Annotated in this window: 14 protein-coding genes and 1 tRNA gene; 7 read left to right on the top strand and 8 right to left on the bottom strand. The window is 54.7% G+C overall.

What is annotated here, in order from left to right; translation table 11 throughout:
- Nucleotides 1-20 precede the first annotated feature (20 nt).
- Together O3C79_RS10510 and O3C79_RS10515 are read left to right on the top strand one after the other, a co-directional pair.
- A tRNA-Asp gene (locus tag O3C79_RS10510) sits at nucleotides 21-97 on the top strand.
- A gap of 102 nt (nucleotides 98-199) precedes the next feature.
- Nucleotides 200-2,086: a SurA N-terminal domain-containing protein gene (locus tag O3C79_RS10515; RefSeq protein ID WP_494383060.1), complete on the top strand. Its 1,887-nt coding sequence runs from the start codon at nucleotides 200-202 to the stop codon at nucleotides 2,084-2,086.
- Between the two features lie 79 nt (nucleotides 2,087-2,165).
- Here O3C79_RS10515 and O3C79_RS10520 read toward each other — a convergent pair whose 3' ends face one another.
- The 7 genes from O3C79_RS10520 to gloB all read right to left on the bottom strand — a co-directional run bounded on the left by O3C79_RS10520 (nucleotide 2,166) and on the right by gloB (nucleotide 10,552).
- Nucleotides 2,166-3,752 (bottom strand): ABC transporter ATP-binding protein, encoded by a 1,587-nt coding sequence (locus tag O3C79_RS10520; RefSeq protein WP_494383061.1) that lies wholly within the window; start codon nucleotides 3,750-3,752, stop codon nucleotides 2,166-2,168.
- Nucleotides 3,753-3,754: 2 nt separating this feature from the next.
- Nucleotides 3,755-4,777, bottom strand: coding sequence for an ABC transporter permease (locus O3C79_RS10525; protein WP_494383062.1), 1,023 nt, complete (start codon nucleotides 4,775-4,777; stop codon nucleotides 3,755-3,757).
- A gap of 1 nt (nucleotide 4,778) precedes the next feature.
- Nucleotides 4,779-5,852, bottom strand: a complete 1,074-nt coding sequence (locus tag O3C79_RS10530) for a microcin C ABC transporter permease YejB (RefSeq protein WP_494383063.1) — start codon at nucleotides 5,850-5,852, stop codon at nucleotides 4,779-4,781.
- The gene (locus tag O3C79_RS10535; RefSeq protein WP_494383064.1) at nucleotides 5,852-7,648 is read right to left on the bottom strand and encodes an extracellular solute-binding protein; all 1,797 of its coding nucleotides are present in this window, start codon (nucleotides 7,646-7,648) and stop codon (nucleotides 5,852-5,854) included. The genes O3C79_RS10530 and O3C79_RS10535 overlap by 1 nt, the downstream gene beginning before the upstream one ends.
- A gap of 56 nt (nucleotides 7,649-7,704) precedes the next feature.
- A complete protein-coding gene (locus O3C79_RS10540; protein WP_494383065.1) occupies nucleotides 7,705-7,953 on the bottom strand; it encodes a hypothetical protein in 249 nt (82 codons plus the stop codon).
- Nucleotide 7,954: 1 nt separating this feature from the next.
- Nucleotides 7,955-9,565, bottom strand: a complete 1,611-nt coding sequence (locus O3C79_RS10545) for a LysM peptidoglycan-binding domain-containing protein (protein WP_494383066.1) — start codon at nucleotides 9,563-9,565, stop codon at nucleotides 7,955-7,957.
- Nucleotides 9,566-9,775: 210 nt separating this feature from the next.
- Nucleotides 9,776-10,552: a hydroxyacylglutathione hydrolase gene (gene gloB / locus O3C79_RS10550; protein ID WP_494383067.1), complete on the bottom strand. Its 777-nt coding sequence runs from the start codon at nucleotides 10,550-10,552 to the stop codon at nucleotides 9,776-9,778.
- An 83-nt stretch (nucleotides 10,553-10,635) separates the two neighbouring features.
- Here gloB and O3C79_RS10555 point away from each other — a divergent pair, with 83 nt between their 5' ends.
- Genes O3C79_RS10555 through nudC form a run of 4 tightly spaced genes read left to right on the top strand, consistent with a single transcriptional unit; the run spans nucleotide 10,636 to nucleotide 13,365 of the window.
- Nucleotides 10,636-11,418: a methyltransferase domain-containing protein gene (locus O3C79_RS10555; protein WP_494383068.1), complete on the top strand. Its 783-nt coding sequence runs from the start codon at nucleotides 10,636-10,638 to the stop codon at nucleotides 11,416-11,418.
- A gap of 3 nt (nucleotides 11,419-11,421) precedes the next feature.
- The gene (rnhA, locus tag O3C79_RS10560) at nucleotides 11,422-11,862 is read left to right on the top strand and encodes a ribonuclease HI (RefSeq protein WP_076462519.1); all 441 of its coding nucleotides are present in this window, start codon (nucleotides 11,422-11,424) and stop codon (nucleotides 11,860-11,862) included.
- Between the two features lie 2 nt (nucleotides 11,863-11,864).
- The gene (gene dnaQ / locus O3C79_RS10565) at nucleotides 11,865-12,587 is read left to right on the top strand and encodes a DNA polymerase III subunit epsilon (protein WP_494385789.1); all 723 of its coding nucleotides are present in this window, start codon (nucleotides 11,865-11,867) and stop codon (nucleotides 12,585-12,587) included.
- Between the two features lie 10 nt (nucleotides 12,588-12,597).
- Nucleotides 12,598-13,365, top strand: coding sequence for an NAD(+) diphosphatase (gene nudC / locus O3C79_RS10570; RefSeq protein WP_494383069.1), 768 nt, complete (start codon nucleotides 12,598-12,600; stop codon nucleotides 13,363-13,365).
- Here nudC and O3C79_RS10575 read toward each other — a convergent pair.
- A complete protein-coding gene (locus tag O3C79_RS10575; RefSeq protein ID WP_010325474.1) occupies nucleotides 13,355-13,678 on the bottom strand; it encodes an SCP2 sterol-binding domain-containing protein in 324 nt (107 codons plus the stop codon). The genes nudC and O3C79_RS10575 overlap by 11 nt on opposite strands.
- A gap of 100 nt (nucleotides 13,679-13,778) precedes the next feature.
- Here O3C79_RS10575 and sohB point away from each other — a divergent pair, with 100 nt between their 5' ends.
- Nucleotides 13,779-14,846: a protease SohB gene (sohB, locus tag O3C79_RS10580; RefSeq protein ID WP_494383070.1), complete on the top strand. Its 1,068-nt coding sequence runs from the start codon at nucleotides 13,779-13,781 to the stop codon at nucleotides 14,844-14,846.
- Nucleotides 14,847-14,881 lie beyond the last annotated feature (35 nt).

The following is a 14,881-nucleotide window of genomic DNA, read 5'->3' on the forward strand; positions in this document are numbered from 1 at the left end:
ACTAAAGTCCTGATTACCTCGGAGCGGTAGTTCAGTTGGTTAGAATACCTGCCTGTCACGCAGGGGGTCGCGGGTTCGAGTCCCGTCCGTTCCGCCAACTTACGATCCTGTCCGACATTTCGTCGGATATTTAAAGTGATCTGAAAAAGCGCATTCCCTCCGGATGCGCTTTTTTTATAAATCAGAGTGTACGCTTACAATGCTTCAAACCATCAGGGAAAATTCACAGGGGATTATCGCCAAGGCGATCGTCGGCCTGATCATCGTGACCTTCGCGCTGTTCGGTGTGGAGTCACTGATCGGTCTGGCCAACAGTGAAAAACCGCCTGCTGAAGTCAACGGTGCCGAGGTCAGTGCCGTGGATCTGCAGCGTGGAGTCGAACTGCAGCGCCGCCGGATTCTGGCTCAGATGGGCGAGGATGCGGATCCTGCCGCAATTGACGAGAATCTGTTGCGCCGCCAGGTGCTGGATGCGCTGATTAATCAGGAAATCCAGTTGCAGTCTGCCGAAGAGCAGGGGCTGTATCTGTCTGATGCCATGATTGATCAGATGATTGTATCCACGCCGGATTTTCAGATTGATGGCCGTTTTGATCCCAACCAGTTTGAATCCACTTTGCGTACGGTTGGCATGACGCCGCTGATGTATCGTCAGCTGCTGCGCAAGGAGCAGTTGATTGGTCAGGAGCGCAGTGCATACCAGCTGTCTGCATTCGCCACGCCGGCTCAAGTGAAACAGCTGCTGGCACTGGATCGGCAGACACGCGACATCGCCTGGACACGTCTGTCCCGTGACGCAGTCGAGGAAGGTCTGGAGATCACCGAGGCCGACCTTAAGGCGCGCTATGAAGCCAACCTGGATCGCTTCATGACAGAGCCACAGGTAGTGCTCTCCTATGTCGAGCTGAATCAGGCAGATTTTGCCGATCCTGAAGCTGTATCGGATGCTGATGTGCGTGGCGCCTATGAGCAGGAGCTGGCGCGCTTTGAAGCTGATGAAGAGCGTGATGCTGCCCATATCCTGCTTGAAGTCGGTGATGCAGGTGAAGCTGAAGTGCGTACAGAGGCTGAGGCATTGCGTCAGCGTATTCTGGATGGCGAAATCACGTTTGCGCAGGCGGCTGAGGAGTTCTCTGCAGACCCGGGCTCCGCTGCACAGGGTGGTGAGCTTGGCTTTAATGCCCGTGGTGTATTTATTGGTCCGTTTGAGGACACGCTGTTTGGCATGCAGTCAGGTGATCTGTCTGAGCCGGTACGCACCGAGTTCGGTTACCACCTGATCAAGCTGAATGACATCCGTGCCACAGAAGCGCCTACCTATGATGAGCGTGCTCCGGTTCTGCGTGCAGAGTTGGCAGCGCAGCAGGCCGAAGCCGGCTACGTTGAGGCTCTGGAGCGTCTGGCTGATTTGAGCTTCTCGTCGGCAGATCTGGAAGTTCCTGCTGAAGAACTGGGTCTGGCCATTCAGACAACTGAGCCATTTGCCGAAACCGGCGGCAGCTCTGAGTTGACCAATAACTCTAAGGTCCTCCGTGCGGCCTTCAGTGCTGATCTGCAGGATGAAGGGCTCAACAGTGCTCCACTTGAACTGACGCGTGAGCGTGCGGTTGTCGTACGTGTGAAGGAAAATATTCCGGCACGCCAGTTCGCATTTGAAGAAGTGGAAGCACAGCTTGAAGCTGAGCTGCGTCAGGAGCGAGGCTCTGAAGCGCTTTCAGCGCGTGCTGAGGCACTTATTGCTGCGCTGGGTGAAGGAAAGTCCCTGGATCAGGTGGAGCCTGACCTGAGCTGGTCTGTTGCTGCTGATATGGCGCGTGAGTCGGATCAGGCGCCTTTGGCGGTAAATCGCCTGGCCTTCGAAATGGCACGTCCTGCTGAAGATCGGCCGGTCTATGCTGAAGTCGCCTTGAGCGATGGTGACCTCGCGGTGGTGGAGCTTTCCGCAGTTAATGAAGCAGACCTGAGTGGTGTAGATGCTGAGATGCTGCGTCAAATGGGTGGCTTTATGGCTAACCGTAATGGTCAGTTGAGCTACCAGGCGCGTCTGGAGGCGATGGAAGCTGCTGCTGAGGTAGAGCGTAACTAACCTTAGGTGTTTATCTTAGCCATGAAAAAGCCGCCCAAGGGCGGCTTTTTTCGTTGTTGTGGTGTTTGCCAGACTGGAGTTAAAGGGCTGATGCAGCCAGCAGGTTACGGGTGTACTCGTGTTTTGGTGAAGAAAACAGTGTTTCGGCATCAGCATGCTCAACCACGTTGCCCTGGCGCATCACCATGACCCTGTGGCTCATTGCGCGAACAACAGCCAGGTCATGGCTGATAAAAATGTAACTGAAACCATAGCGAGTCTGTAATTGGCGTAGCAGTTCAATCACCTGTTTCTGCACGGTTCTGTCCAGCGCCGAGGTTGGCTCATCAAGAATAATCAACGCCGGTTTGAGGGCTAGTGCCCGTGCTATGGCGATACGTTGACGCTGACCACCAGAGAATTCATGTGGATATCGGTTCTGCATCTGCGCATCAAGACCCACTTCCTCAAGCGCCTGGCAGATGATCCTGTTCAGCTCATTGCTATCCCTGATGCCCTGCACCTCCAGGCCTTCAGCAATGATATCACCGATCGTCATGCGGGGACTGAGGCTGCCGAACGGGTCCTGAAACACCACCTGTAGCTGCTGTCTAACTGGGCGCATCTGTTTGCTCTTGAGCGTATCAAGCCGCTCACCCTTAAACTCAATTTGGCCTTTGCTGCTGATCAGGCGCAGTATTGCCATGGCCAGGGTGCTTTTGCCGGAGCCTGATTCACCGACGACGCCCAGTGTTTCACCGGGGTTGAGTGTGAGATCGATACCGTCGACTGCGCGGTGATAGCCCTTGATGCGTTTGAGGAGTCCTCCGCGTTGTTCAAACCAGACTTTAAGGTCTTTGGTCTGCAGCAACGGAGATGAATCAACTGCTATGGGGTCCGGGCTGCCTTCAGGTTCTGCCTCGAGCAGGGTGCGTGTGTAGGGGTGTTTAGGTGCTCGGAACAGGCTTTCACAGGGGCCTGTTTCCATGATTTCGCCCTGGTGCATAACACAGACGCGGTCAGCAACACGGCGGACAATATTCAGATCATGGGTGATCAGTAAAATTGCCATGCCCAGGCGCTGTTGCAGAGATTGCAGAAGTTCCAGTATCTGCTGTTGTACGGTTACATCCAGTGCAGTCGTCGGCTCATCTGCGATCAGAAGTTCCGGCTCGTTGGCCAGTGCCATCGCGATCATGACACGCTGTCGCTGACCACCTGAAAGCTGATGGGGATAGTGCTCCAGTCGGCCTTCAGGGTTATCAATGCCCACCAGTTCAAGCAGCTCAATCGCTTTTTCCCTGCATTGCTGGCGCCCAAGGCCGCGATGCAGGCGCAGCGTTTCGCCAATCTGCTTCTCCAGGGTATGCAGGGGGTTGAGCGACGTCATCGGCTCCTGGAAGACATAGCTGACTTTGTGGCCGCGAATCTGCCGCAGCTTGAGTTCACTGGCCTTGATCAGGTCCTGATCACGATAATGAACAGCGCCGCTGGGAAAGCTCACCTGATGTGATGGCAGCAGTTGCAGCAAAGACAGGGCCGTGACCGATTTGCCGGAACCTGACTCGCCGACCAGCGCCAGGGTTTCACCCGGATTGATCTGAAAACTGACCCTGTTCACTATCGGGGTGTCTGACCCGGTAAATTGCACGCTCAACTGGTCAACGTTCAGTAGAGGTTTGGTCATGATCAAACTTTCCTTGGGTCAAAGGCATCGCGAACCGCTTCGCCGATGAATATCAGCAGTGTCAGCATAACTGATAGCGTGATAAAGGCTGTCAGCCCAAGCCAGGGGGCGTGCAGGTTTTCCTTGCCTTGTGCCACCAGCTCACCCAGAGAAGGCGAGCCCGGCGGCAGGCCAAAACCAAGAAAATCCAGTGCAGTTAGCGTCACGATGGCGCTATTGAAAACAAAAGGCATGAACGTCAGCGTGGCCACCATGGCGTTGGGGAGTACGTGTCGGTACATGATTTGTACATCGCTAAGCCCCAGGGCGCGTGCAGCGCGGACATATTCAAGATTGCGCCCGCGCAAAAACTCCGCCCTCACCACATCGACCAGGCTCATCCAGGAAAACAGCAGCATGATGCCCAGAAGCCACCAGAAGTTGGGTTTGATGAGGCTGGCCAGAATGATCAGCAGGAACAGGACGGGCAGTCCCGACCAGATTTCGATAAAGCGCTGAAACAGCAAGTCGATGCGGCCACCGTAATAGCCCTGCACCGCCCCGGCACAAACCCCGATGACTGAGCTGGCCAGTGTGAGAATCAGCGCAAAAAGCACTGAAATCCTGAAGCCGTAAATGACGCGTGACATCACATCACGGCCCTGATCATCGGTGCCAAGCCAGTTGGTGGAGGTCGGTGGTGACGGGGCGGGCTGCTCCAAATCGTAATTGATGGTGTCATAGCTGAAGGGAATCGGTGGCCAGAGTATCCAGCCACCATCCTCTTCAATGATTTCCTGCAGGTAGGGGTCCCGGTAATCGGCGGGCAGGGCAAACTCGCCGCCGAAATCGACCTCGGTATACTCTTCCACTACAGGCACAAAGTACTGGTTGTTATGCTGGATCAGGATCGGCTGGTCATTGGCGATCAGCTCGGCAACCAGGCTGAGAAAGAAGAGAGTGGCAAAAATCCAGAGCGACCAGTAACCCCGTCGATTACGTCTAAAGCTGTCCCAGCGGCGCTGTTGTATAGGACTCAAGCGCATGTCAGATCTCCCGGCTCTCGAAATCGATACGGGGGTCAACCAGGGTGTAGGTGATGTCGCTGACCAGTTTCAACAGCAGGCCTACCAACGTGAATATATATAGAGTGCCGAAGATTACGGGATAGTCACGGTTGATGACGGCTTCGTACCCGAGCAAGCCCAATCCATCCAGAGAGAAAATCACCTCGATCAGCATGGAGCCGGTGAAAAAAATACCAATTAGTGCGGCAGGCATGCCGGCAATAATCAGCAGCATGGCGTTACGGAAGACGTGGCGATACAGCACCGAATTTTCACTCAGGCCTTTCGCGCGTGCAGTCAACACATACTGTTTATGGATTTCATCCAGAAAGGCATTTTTGGTTAGCATGGTCAGAGTTGCGAAGCTGGATACCACTGATGCCAGTACCGGCAGGGTAATGTGCCAGAAGTAGTCACCAATCTGCTGCCACCAGGTCATTTGATCAAAGTCGGGGGAGGTTAGCCCGCGCAGCGGGAACCATTCCAGATAGGTGCCCCCGGCAAACAACACAATCAGCAGAATGGCGAACAGGAAGTTGGGAATGGCATAGCCGATAATGATCAGGCTGCTGCTCCATACATCAAAGGGGGTGCCGTCGCGAACGGCCTTGCGAATACCCAGAGGTATGGAAATGAGATAGGTGATGAGTGTGGTCCAGAGCCCCAGTGAGATCGAGACCGGCAGCTTTTCGATGATCAGGACTACAACGCTTTTATCGCTGTAAAAGCTCTTGCCGAAGTCGAATTGGAGGTAGTTGCCCAGCATCTGCAAAAAACGTTCGTGTGCGGGCTTGTCGAAGCCGTACAGCTGCTCAATTTCGGCAATCAGGCTGGGGTCCAGTCCTTCTGCACCTCGGTAGCCATCGCCAGTGGTATCGCTTTGGGGGCCGCTGCCCATGCGGTTGGTGGCCGCAACGCCCATCCCTTCCAGTTCTGCAATTGTCTGTTCCACCGGCCCGCCGGGCGCAAACTGAACCAGTACAAAGTTCAGCAGCAGAATGCCCAGCAGGGTCGGAATGATCAGCAGCAATCGGCGCAGTATATACGCTGCCATCAGGGTTTGGCCCACCAGGTATCCAGGCCGATATCATACTTCGGGCTGGTTTCGGGGTGCGCCAGATGGTTCCAGTAGGCAATACGCCAGGCGTTGATGTGGTAATGCGGGATGACATAGTGATTCCACTGCAGCACGCGATCCAGTGCGCGGGCATGGAGTACCAGTTGCTCCCGGTTCGGCGCGGCAATCAACTCTTCTACCAGATAGTCAACCGCAGGGTTGCGAATACCGATCAGGTTGCGGCTGCCGGGGCGGTCTGCATTATCGGATTTCCAGTAATCGCGCTGTTCATTCCCCGGAGAGCTGGATTGGCCGAAGCCGTAGACAATCATGTCAAAGTCGAATTGGCGCAACAGGTTGATGTACTGGGACACGTCTACAATGCGGATATCCGCGGAAATACCCAGGCGCTCCAGGTTGCGAATGAAGGGTGAAACGACACGCTGGAATTCTTTTTGCACCAACAGGATTTCAAAATGGAAGGGCTCGCCGGCAGCATTTACCAGCTTGCCATCCTGAAGTGACCAGCCATCCTGTTGCAACAGGCGCAGTGCCTGACGCAGCTGTTTGCGGTTACGGCCACTGCCATCGGTTTGGGGTGCCTTGTATACCTGGGTAAAGACTTCTGGCGGCACCTGATCGCGAACGGGTTCCAATATCGCCAGTTCAGCAGGCGTGGGCAGCTCGTCAGCAGCCATCTCGGAATTATCAAAATAGCTGTTGGTGCGGGTGTAGGCGTTATAGAAAAGATTCTGGTTCGTCCACTCGAAGTCGAAGGCGTAAGTCAGCGCTTCACGGGTTTTGGCGGAAGCAAACTGGGGGCGACGGGTGTTCATGATGAAGCCCTGCATGCCCCTGGGGTTCTGGTGCTGGATCTCTTCCTTGCTGATGCGGCCATCATCAAAGGGGGCGCCGGTATAGCCTGTGGCCCAGGCCTTGGAGGCGTGCTCACTGCGATAGTCGTACTCGCCTGCCTTGAAGGCCTCAAGTGCTACGGTACTGTCTCGGTAGTAATCGAACTGGCGCTGATCAAAATTGTGCCGGCCAATATTGACGGGCAGGTCCTTGCCCCAGTAATCATCACGGCGCTGATAAACGATGGTGCGACCCGGGTCGATGCGCTCGATGGAATAGGGGCCGGAACCCACGGGAATATCCAGTGAAGGGCTGCTGAAATCACGTTCCTGCCAGTAATGCTTGGGCAGAATCGGCACCTCGCCCACGATCAGGGGAAGCTCCTGGTTGCTGGTGTTGCCAAAGTCAAAGTGTACCCGGGTCGGGGAAAGTGCCTTGATCTTTTCGATGCCGCCATAGTAGCTCTTGAAAAAGGGGCTGCCTTTTTCCAACAGGGTGTTGAACGTAAATACAACATCCTCGGCAGTAACCGGCTGGCCATCGCTGAAGGCGGCTTCAGAGTGTAATTCGAACTCTACCCAGCGTCGTTGAGGGTCCAGTACAACTTCTTTTGCCAGCAGACCGTAGAGAGAGAAAGGCTCGTCGAGGGCACGAGCAAGCAGGCTGTCATACATCAGGCCTGTACTATCGGCGGCGGTGCCTTTGATGATGAACGGGTTAAGGCTGTCAAAGGTGCCGATGGAGGCTTCGCGCAGGCTGCCACCTTTGGGGGCATTCGGATTCACGTATTCGAAATGCTCGAACCCCAGGGGATATTTGAGCTCGCCATGCATGGCAATACCATGGCTGGGTGTTTCGGCGTTCGCGGTGCCAAAGCCAAGGCTGCAGCTGAGTACAGCAGTGAATACCCATTTGGGCAGTCTATTCAAACCTCGCACAGATCTCTCCTTGCAATGACGACTAACGATAGAGCACTGCTTTTACTGACCCGCTGTCAGGGTTTGGGTTCATTCCTGTCAGCGAACTGCTGCAGTTTGTCATGAATTTCCCGGCGTTTCACACCGCTTTTAATAAGCTCCTGATAATAATGGGTTAGGCGCTGCTCCAGCTCTGATTCACCCTGTGCGAGCTGACGGATCAGGTCGATATCCATCCAGCGCCGTATTTTGCTGAACAGCACCCATTTGAACAGTACCGCCAGCACTACCGAGATAACAATGATGACAATACTGAGCGTATCCATGCTAGCTGGCCTCCGCAATATCGACATAAAGGGTCAGGGGCTGACCGGGTCGCAGCAGGCTGTCTGCCTTCAGCTGGTTCCATTCCAGAATGTCACCAATGCTGACGCCAAAGCGGCTTGCGATGACGGATAGGGAGTCGCCCTTGCGAATCCGATAGCCGACCTTTTTGACCTGAGGCGAGCGAGCTTGTGTATCCGGCAAATTGATGTTGCCCGTAACGGGCTCGCTGGCACCCAGAACCAGCAAGGTCTGGCCTTCACGCAGTGTATCGCCGGGTGCCATCTGGTTCCAGCGAGCCAGGCTGCGCACACTGACACCGTAACGTCGCGAGATGCTCCAGAAGCTTTCGCCCTGGTTAACGGCATGGTAAAGCTTGTCAGTAGTGGTCTGCTCAAGTCGCTGGCGCTGTGCCTGCTTTCTGCGTGTCTCGCTGAGGGCGTATTCGGTTGCTGGACGAGTGGGCTGGGGAACCAGTAGCGCCTGACCTGCTCGAATCATGTTGCCCTTGATGCGGTTGCCCTGGCGAATGACTTCTGTCGAGCTGTGGAAGCGCCGTGCAATGGTGCTGAGTGTATCGCCACGTTTGACGGTGTAGCGGTGCCAGCTAACCCGTTGGTCGGCAGGCATGGCATCAAGGCTGGCCTGTAGCGAAACTGCCTTGTCAGCCGGTACCAGCAGTATATGAGGGCCTTCGGGGTCTGTTGCCCAACGGTTGAAGCCCGGGTTGAGGCGGTACAAGGCATCGGTATCCATATCAGCCAGCTCGGCAACTTCTGCCAAATCAATCTGGCCGCCAGTTTCTACCTGGGCAAAGTAGGGCTCGTTGCTGATGGGGCTCAATGTCAGCCCCATCTGTTCAGCATCGCGCACCAGCCGTGCTACTGCCAAAAGTTTGGGCACATAGGCTTCTGTCTCGCGAGGCAGGTCCAGCGACCAGTAGTCGGTAGACTTGCCCTGTCGCTTGTTACGGCGAATCGCCCTGCTTACGGTGCCGCCGCCCGCATTGTAGGCCGCCAGGGCCAGCAGCCAGTCACCGTCGAAGCGTTTGTTAAGCTGCTGCAGGTAGGTGAGTGCAGCATCGGTAGAGGCCAGGATGTCACGACGCCCGTCGTACCACCAGCTGGAGCGAAGGCCAAAGTGGCGAGCAGTGCCCGGGATAAACTGCCAGGGGCCTGCTGCTCGTCCGTGTGAGTAGGCAAAGGGATCAAAAGCACTCTCGACGGCGGGCAAAAGCGCAATCTCTGCCGGCATGTCGCGTTTCAATACTTCGGTGATGATGTGGTGGTAATACGGAGCAGCTCTTTCACTTACGCGAAGCAGGTGAGTAGGGTGGCGCTGATACCATTTCAACTGGGTTTGCACGCGCGGATGGTCAATATCGACCGGCAGTTGCATGTGCAGTCGGGTCAACTCCCAAAGATTTTCGGGTGCCTGTTGCTCCTTGGTGTTACTGGAAGTGCCGGAGCGGTTGGCAGCAGTTTGGGTATTAGCCTGATCCTTGGCAGTTGCGGGCGAATTGGAGCTTTGCTCGGGTTTTATGTTGGCCGTCTGACAACCAGAGAGGACCAGGCCCAGTGCCGAAACCAGCACCAGGGTCGGTAAAGATCGCATTGCAACAGAATCCCAAAATAACCTTAAAAAACATGATTCTATGGATCCTGTTAAGAACGGTCAATTTAGCAAACTGTCTAATATCAATATATGACGCTTAACAGAGGATTAAAGCAGGCTCAAAAACCGATATTTTAACGAAAATACCAGCGTTTTGAGCCTGGCTTTATCTGTGTGCGGGCTGGTTAAAGTGATTAATCCAGAGCGGTGTTAAAACTGGTTCTTCCATTCCCGAAGGGCTGCCAGTACTTCTACATCACTGCTCAGAGCATTGCCACTGAAGTGTTCGGCAGAGTTGATAACGGCTTGTACCTGTGTCCGCATATACGGGTTGATCAGTTTTTCCTGAGCAATGGTTGATGGCAGTGTCGGTTGATTGTTTTCACGCAACTTGTGACAGCGTTCACGGGTGCTGGTGATATCTGTGTTTTCGGGTTCTACACAGGCGGCGAAACTCAGGTTGGCCAGGGAGTACTCGTGGGTACAGTACACCTCGGTTGCGTCAGGCAGGCTGGCAAAATAGTGCATGGCGTCCAGCATCTGTTTGGCGGTGCCTTCAAAAAGGCGGCCACACCCAGCCAGGAAAAGAGTATCTCCGCAAAACAGTTGCGGGGTGCCTTGCGGCTGAAAATAACTGATGTGGTCGCGTGTATGGGCCGGTACGGCTTGAATGGTTAATCCAAGGCCGAGAATGTCGATTTCATCGCCCTGTGATAACGGCTGTGAAATGCCTTCAAACGGTGAATCCTTGGGGCCGTAAACAGGGACATCAAAAGCGGACACCAATTGGGCGACGCCGCCAGTATGATCGGCGTGATGATGGGTGATCAGGATGGCATCCAATTCCAGCTGGTTTTCCTGCAGCCAGGTCATAACCGGGGTTGCATCACCAGGGTCGACAACAACTGCCTTGTTGCCTGCTGAGGCTCGGGTTAGAGCCCATATATAGTTGTCGTTAAAAGCCGGAATGGGAGTTACGGTAAACATGGGGAACTCCTGTGTCATAATTTGTAATGAGCAGCGCTTGGTTCAGGGCCTTGTATGACTACTGTATACTGGCGCCGGATGAGATGTCACAACTTTCAGGGCGCATGATGAAGTTCAGTGCACAGATGCCGCAACACAAACTGGCTCCGCTATTGGCCGAGTGGTTTGATTCCGAGCTGGGTCAGGAGCTGATCGAGCATGAGCGAGCCCTGGCCGAACAGGTGCTGCCGACCCTGTTTGGATACCACTTGTTGCAGGTCGGCTATGACTGCCGCCAAACACTGTTTGAAACCAGTCCCGTGTCTCGCAAGGTGATGCTGATTCCGGCCATGCAGCTTGGCGCCGGACCGTTCACCATTTTGGCCGAGCATGAAGAGTTACCGGTTCTGAACAACGAAGTGGATGTGGTCATATTGCATCATGCGCTTGATTTCGCCTCTAATCCGCATCAGGTACTGCGTGAAGCTGCACGTGTACTTAGGCCGGGCGGGCACCTGGTCAGTTTCAGTTTCAATCCTGCCAGTTACTGGGGCCTGAGGCGTTTAACGAGGCGCCGAGTCCCGCCCATGTGGTCAGGTCATTTTATTCGCCTCGGGCGTTTGCATGACTGGTTGAGCCTGCTTGAAATGACGGAGCTCAAGACCCGATCAGCTTGCCATCACTTGCCTTTGAAAAGCCCGAAATGGCGTCAACGCTTGCGCTGGTTTGAGAAGCTGAGTCAGCGTGTGCCCATGCACAGTGGTGCCACAATGATGGTGTTGGCGCGCAAGGATGTGGTTGGCATGACACCGATTAAACCGGAATGGCGTCGCCGACGCATACTGAGCATGCCGGTACCTGAACCTAAGCCTACAGCCAGAGGATAAAGCTTGAAACCTGTTGAGATCTATACGGATGGTGCCTGTAAAGGAAATCCTGGCCCGGGTGGCTGGGGCGCTGTCTTGCGTTATGGTGAGCATGAGAAAGAACTCTTTGGTGGTGAACCCGATACAACCAACAACCGCATGGAGTTGCAGGCGGCCATCTCCGCACTGGCGAGTCTGAAGCGTCCCTGTGAAGTTGTGCTCACAACCGATTCGCAGTATCTGCGACAGGGTATTTTGAGTTGGTTGGCTGGCTGGAAGCGTAATGGCTGGAAAACGGCCGCGAAAAAGCCGGTCAAGAATATGGACTTGTGGCAGGCGCTGGATGAACAGGTTGCGCGGCATCAGGTTGAGTGGCGCTGGGTCAAGGGTCACAGTGGTCACCCTGGTAACGAGCATGCAGACCGGTTGGCCAATCGTGGTGTAGAGGAGTTTGGCAAGGCATGAGCATGAGACAGATTATTCTCGATACCGAAACCACGGGTATCGACCCGGAAGCCGGGCACAACATCATTGAGATCGGTTGTGTCGAAATGGTTAAGCGTAAGCTGACCGGGAACAATTACCATCGTTACATCAAGCCTGACCGTGAGGTAGAGGCCGAGGCGATTGAAGTCCACGGTATTACCAACGAATACCTGGCCGGTAAGCCCAAGTTTGCGGCGCTGGCAGACGAATTTCTGGAGTACATTCGTGGCGCGGAGCTGATCATTCATAACGCGGCATTCGACGTGGGGTTCATGAATGCCGAGTTGGCTCGTAATGGTATCGCCGAGCGGATTGAAGATATCTGCCAGGTAACCGATACCCTGGCACTGGCGCGGAAGAAATATCCCGGCCAGCGCAACAGTCTGGATGCGCTCTGCCGTCGATATGGTATCGACAACTCGCACCGCGAGCTTCACGGCGCACTGTTGGACTCCGAGATACTGGCGGATGTGTATTTGTCCCTTACCGGTGGGCAGACCAGCCTGCAGTTGGGTCAGAATGGTGGTGGCAGTGAAGAAGAGGGTGAAGTCATTCGCCGCATCGATACCTCTCAGTTGTCACTCAAGGTCATGCGCCCGAGTGAGGATGAACTGGCAGCACATGAGGCTTTTCTCGATCTGCTCGACAAGAAAAGTGACGGTGCTGTCTGGCGACGTGCTGATGCTGACCCGGTGACACACTAAGGGAGTTGTGATGTTCTCTGTACCTGTTCGTGCTTACTACCTGGCGTCTCAAGGCCGCTTACTTGCTTTCGAAGGCGAGCAGGTATTGAGTCGAGAACAAGCTGATCGTTTCAAGCCCTTCGCCGAAGCGGAATTAAGTGTGGGCGAAGGTGTAGGGTTGCTGATTGTCCCGGCTGAGGTCATGGCTGGAGCTGAAGAGATAGCCTTGCGTGCATTGCTGGCCAGTGCGGCAGATGAGCTGATGTTTGCTCAGCACTCCAGGGCCGCGCAGCTGGCAACCTGGCATGATCAACACCGTTTTTGTGGGCGTTGTGGAATGCCCATGTCAGACCATGAAAAAGACCTGGCACGGCAGTGTCCTCAGTGTCATCTGACTCAGTATCCGCGTATCTCGCCTTGTGTGATTGTGCTGGTGCGCCGGGGTGACAAGTGTCTGTTGGCACGGGCACCGCATTTTGCTCCCGGTCGTTTCAGTACCCTGGCAGGCTTTATCGAAGCGGGGGAAACGGCAGAGCAGGCGGTTGCACGCGAAATCATGGAAGAAGTAGGGATTGAGGTAGGCAATGTGCGTTTCTTTGCCAGCCAGTCCTGGCCGTTTCCGCATCAGCTCATGCTGGGCTTCTTTGCTGATCATGCGGCAGGTGAACTGCAGCCGGATGGGGTGGAAATAGTTGAGGCCGACTGGTTTGGCGTGGATGAACTGCCGGACTTGCCGCCGCAGTTCAGCATCTCACGCCAATTGATTAACCATTTCTTCTTTGAGCAGATCAGCGATTGAACAGCTTGCCCAGTTTGGTGGCCAGCATGACGTTGCCTTCGGCACGCAGCTGGCCCTTGAGGTAAGCGCTCATGCCATCCTGTTCGCCGCTGATGACAGCCGTTAACGTGGCCTGATCCAGATGCAGGGTGAGGCTTGGGTCATCATGCAAGCCGATCTGACTATCGCAGCCATCAGGCCTTACATGTACGTAAAACGAGTCCGCATCTGTCAGGCGGAATTGGATAACGGCATCGAGGCCCTTGGCATTTTCCGCATTGAACTTCTGCGGCATTTTTTGCACGATCCGGTCGATGCTGAGCAGCTCGGTCATGAGTGAAAGTATCCTGAAATAGAGTGACATGATTCCCAGAGGATCTATGGTACAGTAGCCGGATTCTTAAGCGAATACACGGGTTTACCGGAGATTGAACTTGACAGCCTTTGTTGCGGAATATGGCCTTTTTCTGGCCAAGGTTATTACCCTTATTGCAGGTGTTCTGTTGTGTGTTGGTGGCATTGCTGCAGTGGTTGCTCGCCGTCGCGAACATCAGCCGGATGGACACATTGAAGTCAAGAGCCTGAATGACCGCTTTGATGAAATCAAAAGCGATATCGAAGCGGCGGTTGTTGACGAGGCGTTGGCCAAACAACATGAAAAGGCGCGCCGCAAACAGGAAAAGGCTGAAGCCAAGGTGCTCAAAAAGACCTTGAAGCAGGGCAAGGATCCCGAGAAAAAACGCACGCGAGTATTCGTGCTTGATTTTGATGGCGATATCCATGCTTCTGACGTAGACCGTCTTCGTGAAGAAGTCAGTGCGGTGCTGATGATTGCTGACCAGGATGATGAGGTTGTGCTGCGCCTTGAAAGTGGTGGTGGTCTGGTTCATGCCTACGGTTTGGCCAGTTCGCAGCTGGAGCGCTTCCGCTCGCGCAACATCCGCCTGACCGTGTGTGTCGATAAGGTTGCGGCCAGTGGTGGATACATGATGGCGTGCATTGCCGACCATCTGGTGGCAGCGCCTTTCGCGCTTGTGGGTTCCATTGGTGTGGTCGCGCAATTGCCTAATTTCCACCGTCTGCTTAAAAAGCACGACGTGGATTACGAAGTGCTTACCGCCGGCGAATACAAGCGCACCTTGACCGTATTCGGCGAAAATACCGAAAAAGGCCGGCAGAAGTTTGTCGATGAGCTGGAAGATACACATACCCTGTTCAAGGAATTTGTATCCGAGCACCGCCCGCAGCTGAATATGCCTGAAATTGCGACCGGTGAGGTCTGGTTTGGCAAGCGTGCGCTGGAGCATAAGCTGGTTGATGCCGTTACAACCAGTGATGATTACTTGTTTGATCTGTGCCGAGAACACGATGTATTTGAGGTCAGCTACGAAGTTAAACAGAGCCTGCAGGACCGCCTGGGTCATCTGACGGCAACAGCTGCTGATGGTGCCTTGTCCCGTATTTGGCAGCGCGTGCTCAATAGTCGATTTTTGTCTCGATAAGGGCGCACGGGTGGTCGCCAGTCGACCATTTGATA

The sequence above is a fragment of the Marinobacterium sp. NO-S09 genome (genome assembly GCF_059179545.1).

Excerpts from the sequence above, each read along its gene's own strand:
- dnaQ (WP_494385789.1), top strand. The coding sequence starts at position 11,865 with ATGAGACAGATTATTCTCGATACCGAAACCACGGGTATCGACCCGGAA.
- gloB (WP_494383067.1), bottom strand. The coding sequence starts at position 10,552 with ATGTTTACCGTAACTCCCATTCCGGCTTTTAACGACAACTATATATGG.
- O3C79_RS10545 (WP_494383066.1), bottom strand. The coding sequence starts at position 9,565 with ATGCGATCTTTACCGACCCTGGTGCTGGTTTCGGCACTGGGCCTGGTC.
- O3C79_RS10515 (WP_494383060.1), top strand. The coding sequence starts at position 200 with ATGCTTCAAACCATCAGGGAAAATTCACAGGGGATTATCGCCAAGGCG.
- O3C79_RS10525 (WP_494383062.1), bottom strand. The coding sequence starts at position 4,777 with ATGCGCTTGAGTCCTATACAACAGCGCCGCTGGGACAGCTTTAGACGT.
- O3C79_RS10530 (WP_494383063.1), bottom strand. The coding sequence starts at position 5,852 with ATGGCAGCGTATATACTGCGCCGATTGCTGCTGATCATTCCGACCCTG.
- nudC (WP_494383069.1), top strand. The coding sequence starts at position 12,598 with ATGTTCTCTGTACCTGTTCGTGCTTACTACCTGGCGTCTCAAGGCCGC.
- O3C79_RS10555 (WP_494383068.1), top strand. The coding sequence starts at position 10,636 with ATGTCACAACTTTCAGGGCGCATGATGAAGTTCAGTGCACAGATGCCG.
- O3C79_RS10540 (WP_494383065.1), bottom strand. The coding sequence starts at position 7,953 with ATGGATACGCTCAGTATTGTCATCATTGTTATCTCGGTAGTGCTGGCG.
- O3C79_RS10575 (WP_010325474.1), bottom strand. The coding sequence starts at position 13,678 with ATGACCGAGCTGCTCAGCATCGACCGGATCGTGCAAAAAATGCCGCAG.
- O3C79_RS10520 (WP_494383061.1), bottom strand. The coding sequence starts at position 3,752 with ATGACCAAACCTCTACTGAACGTTGACCAGTTGAGCGTGCAATTTACC.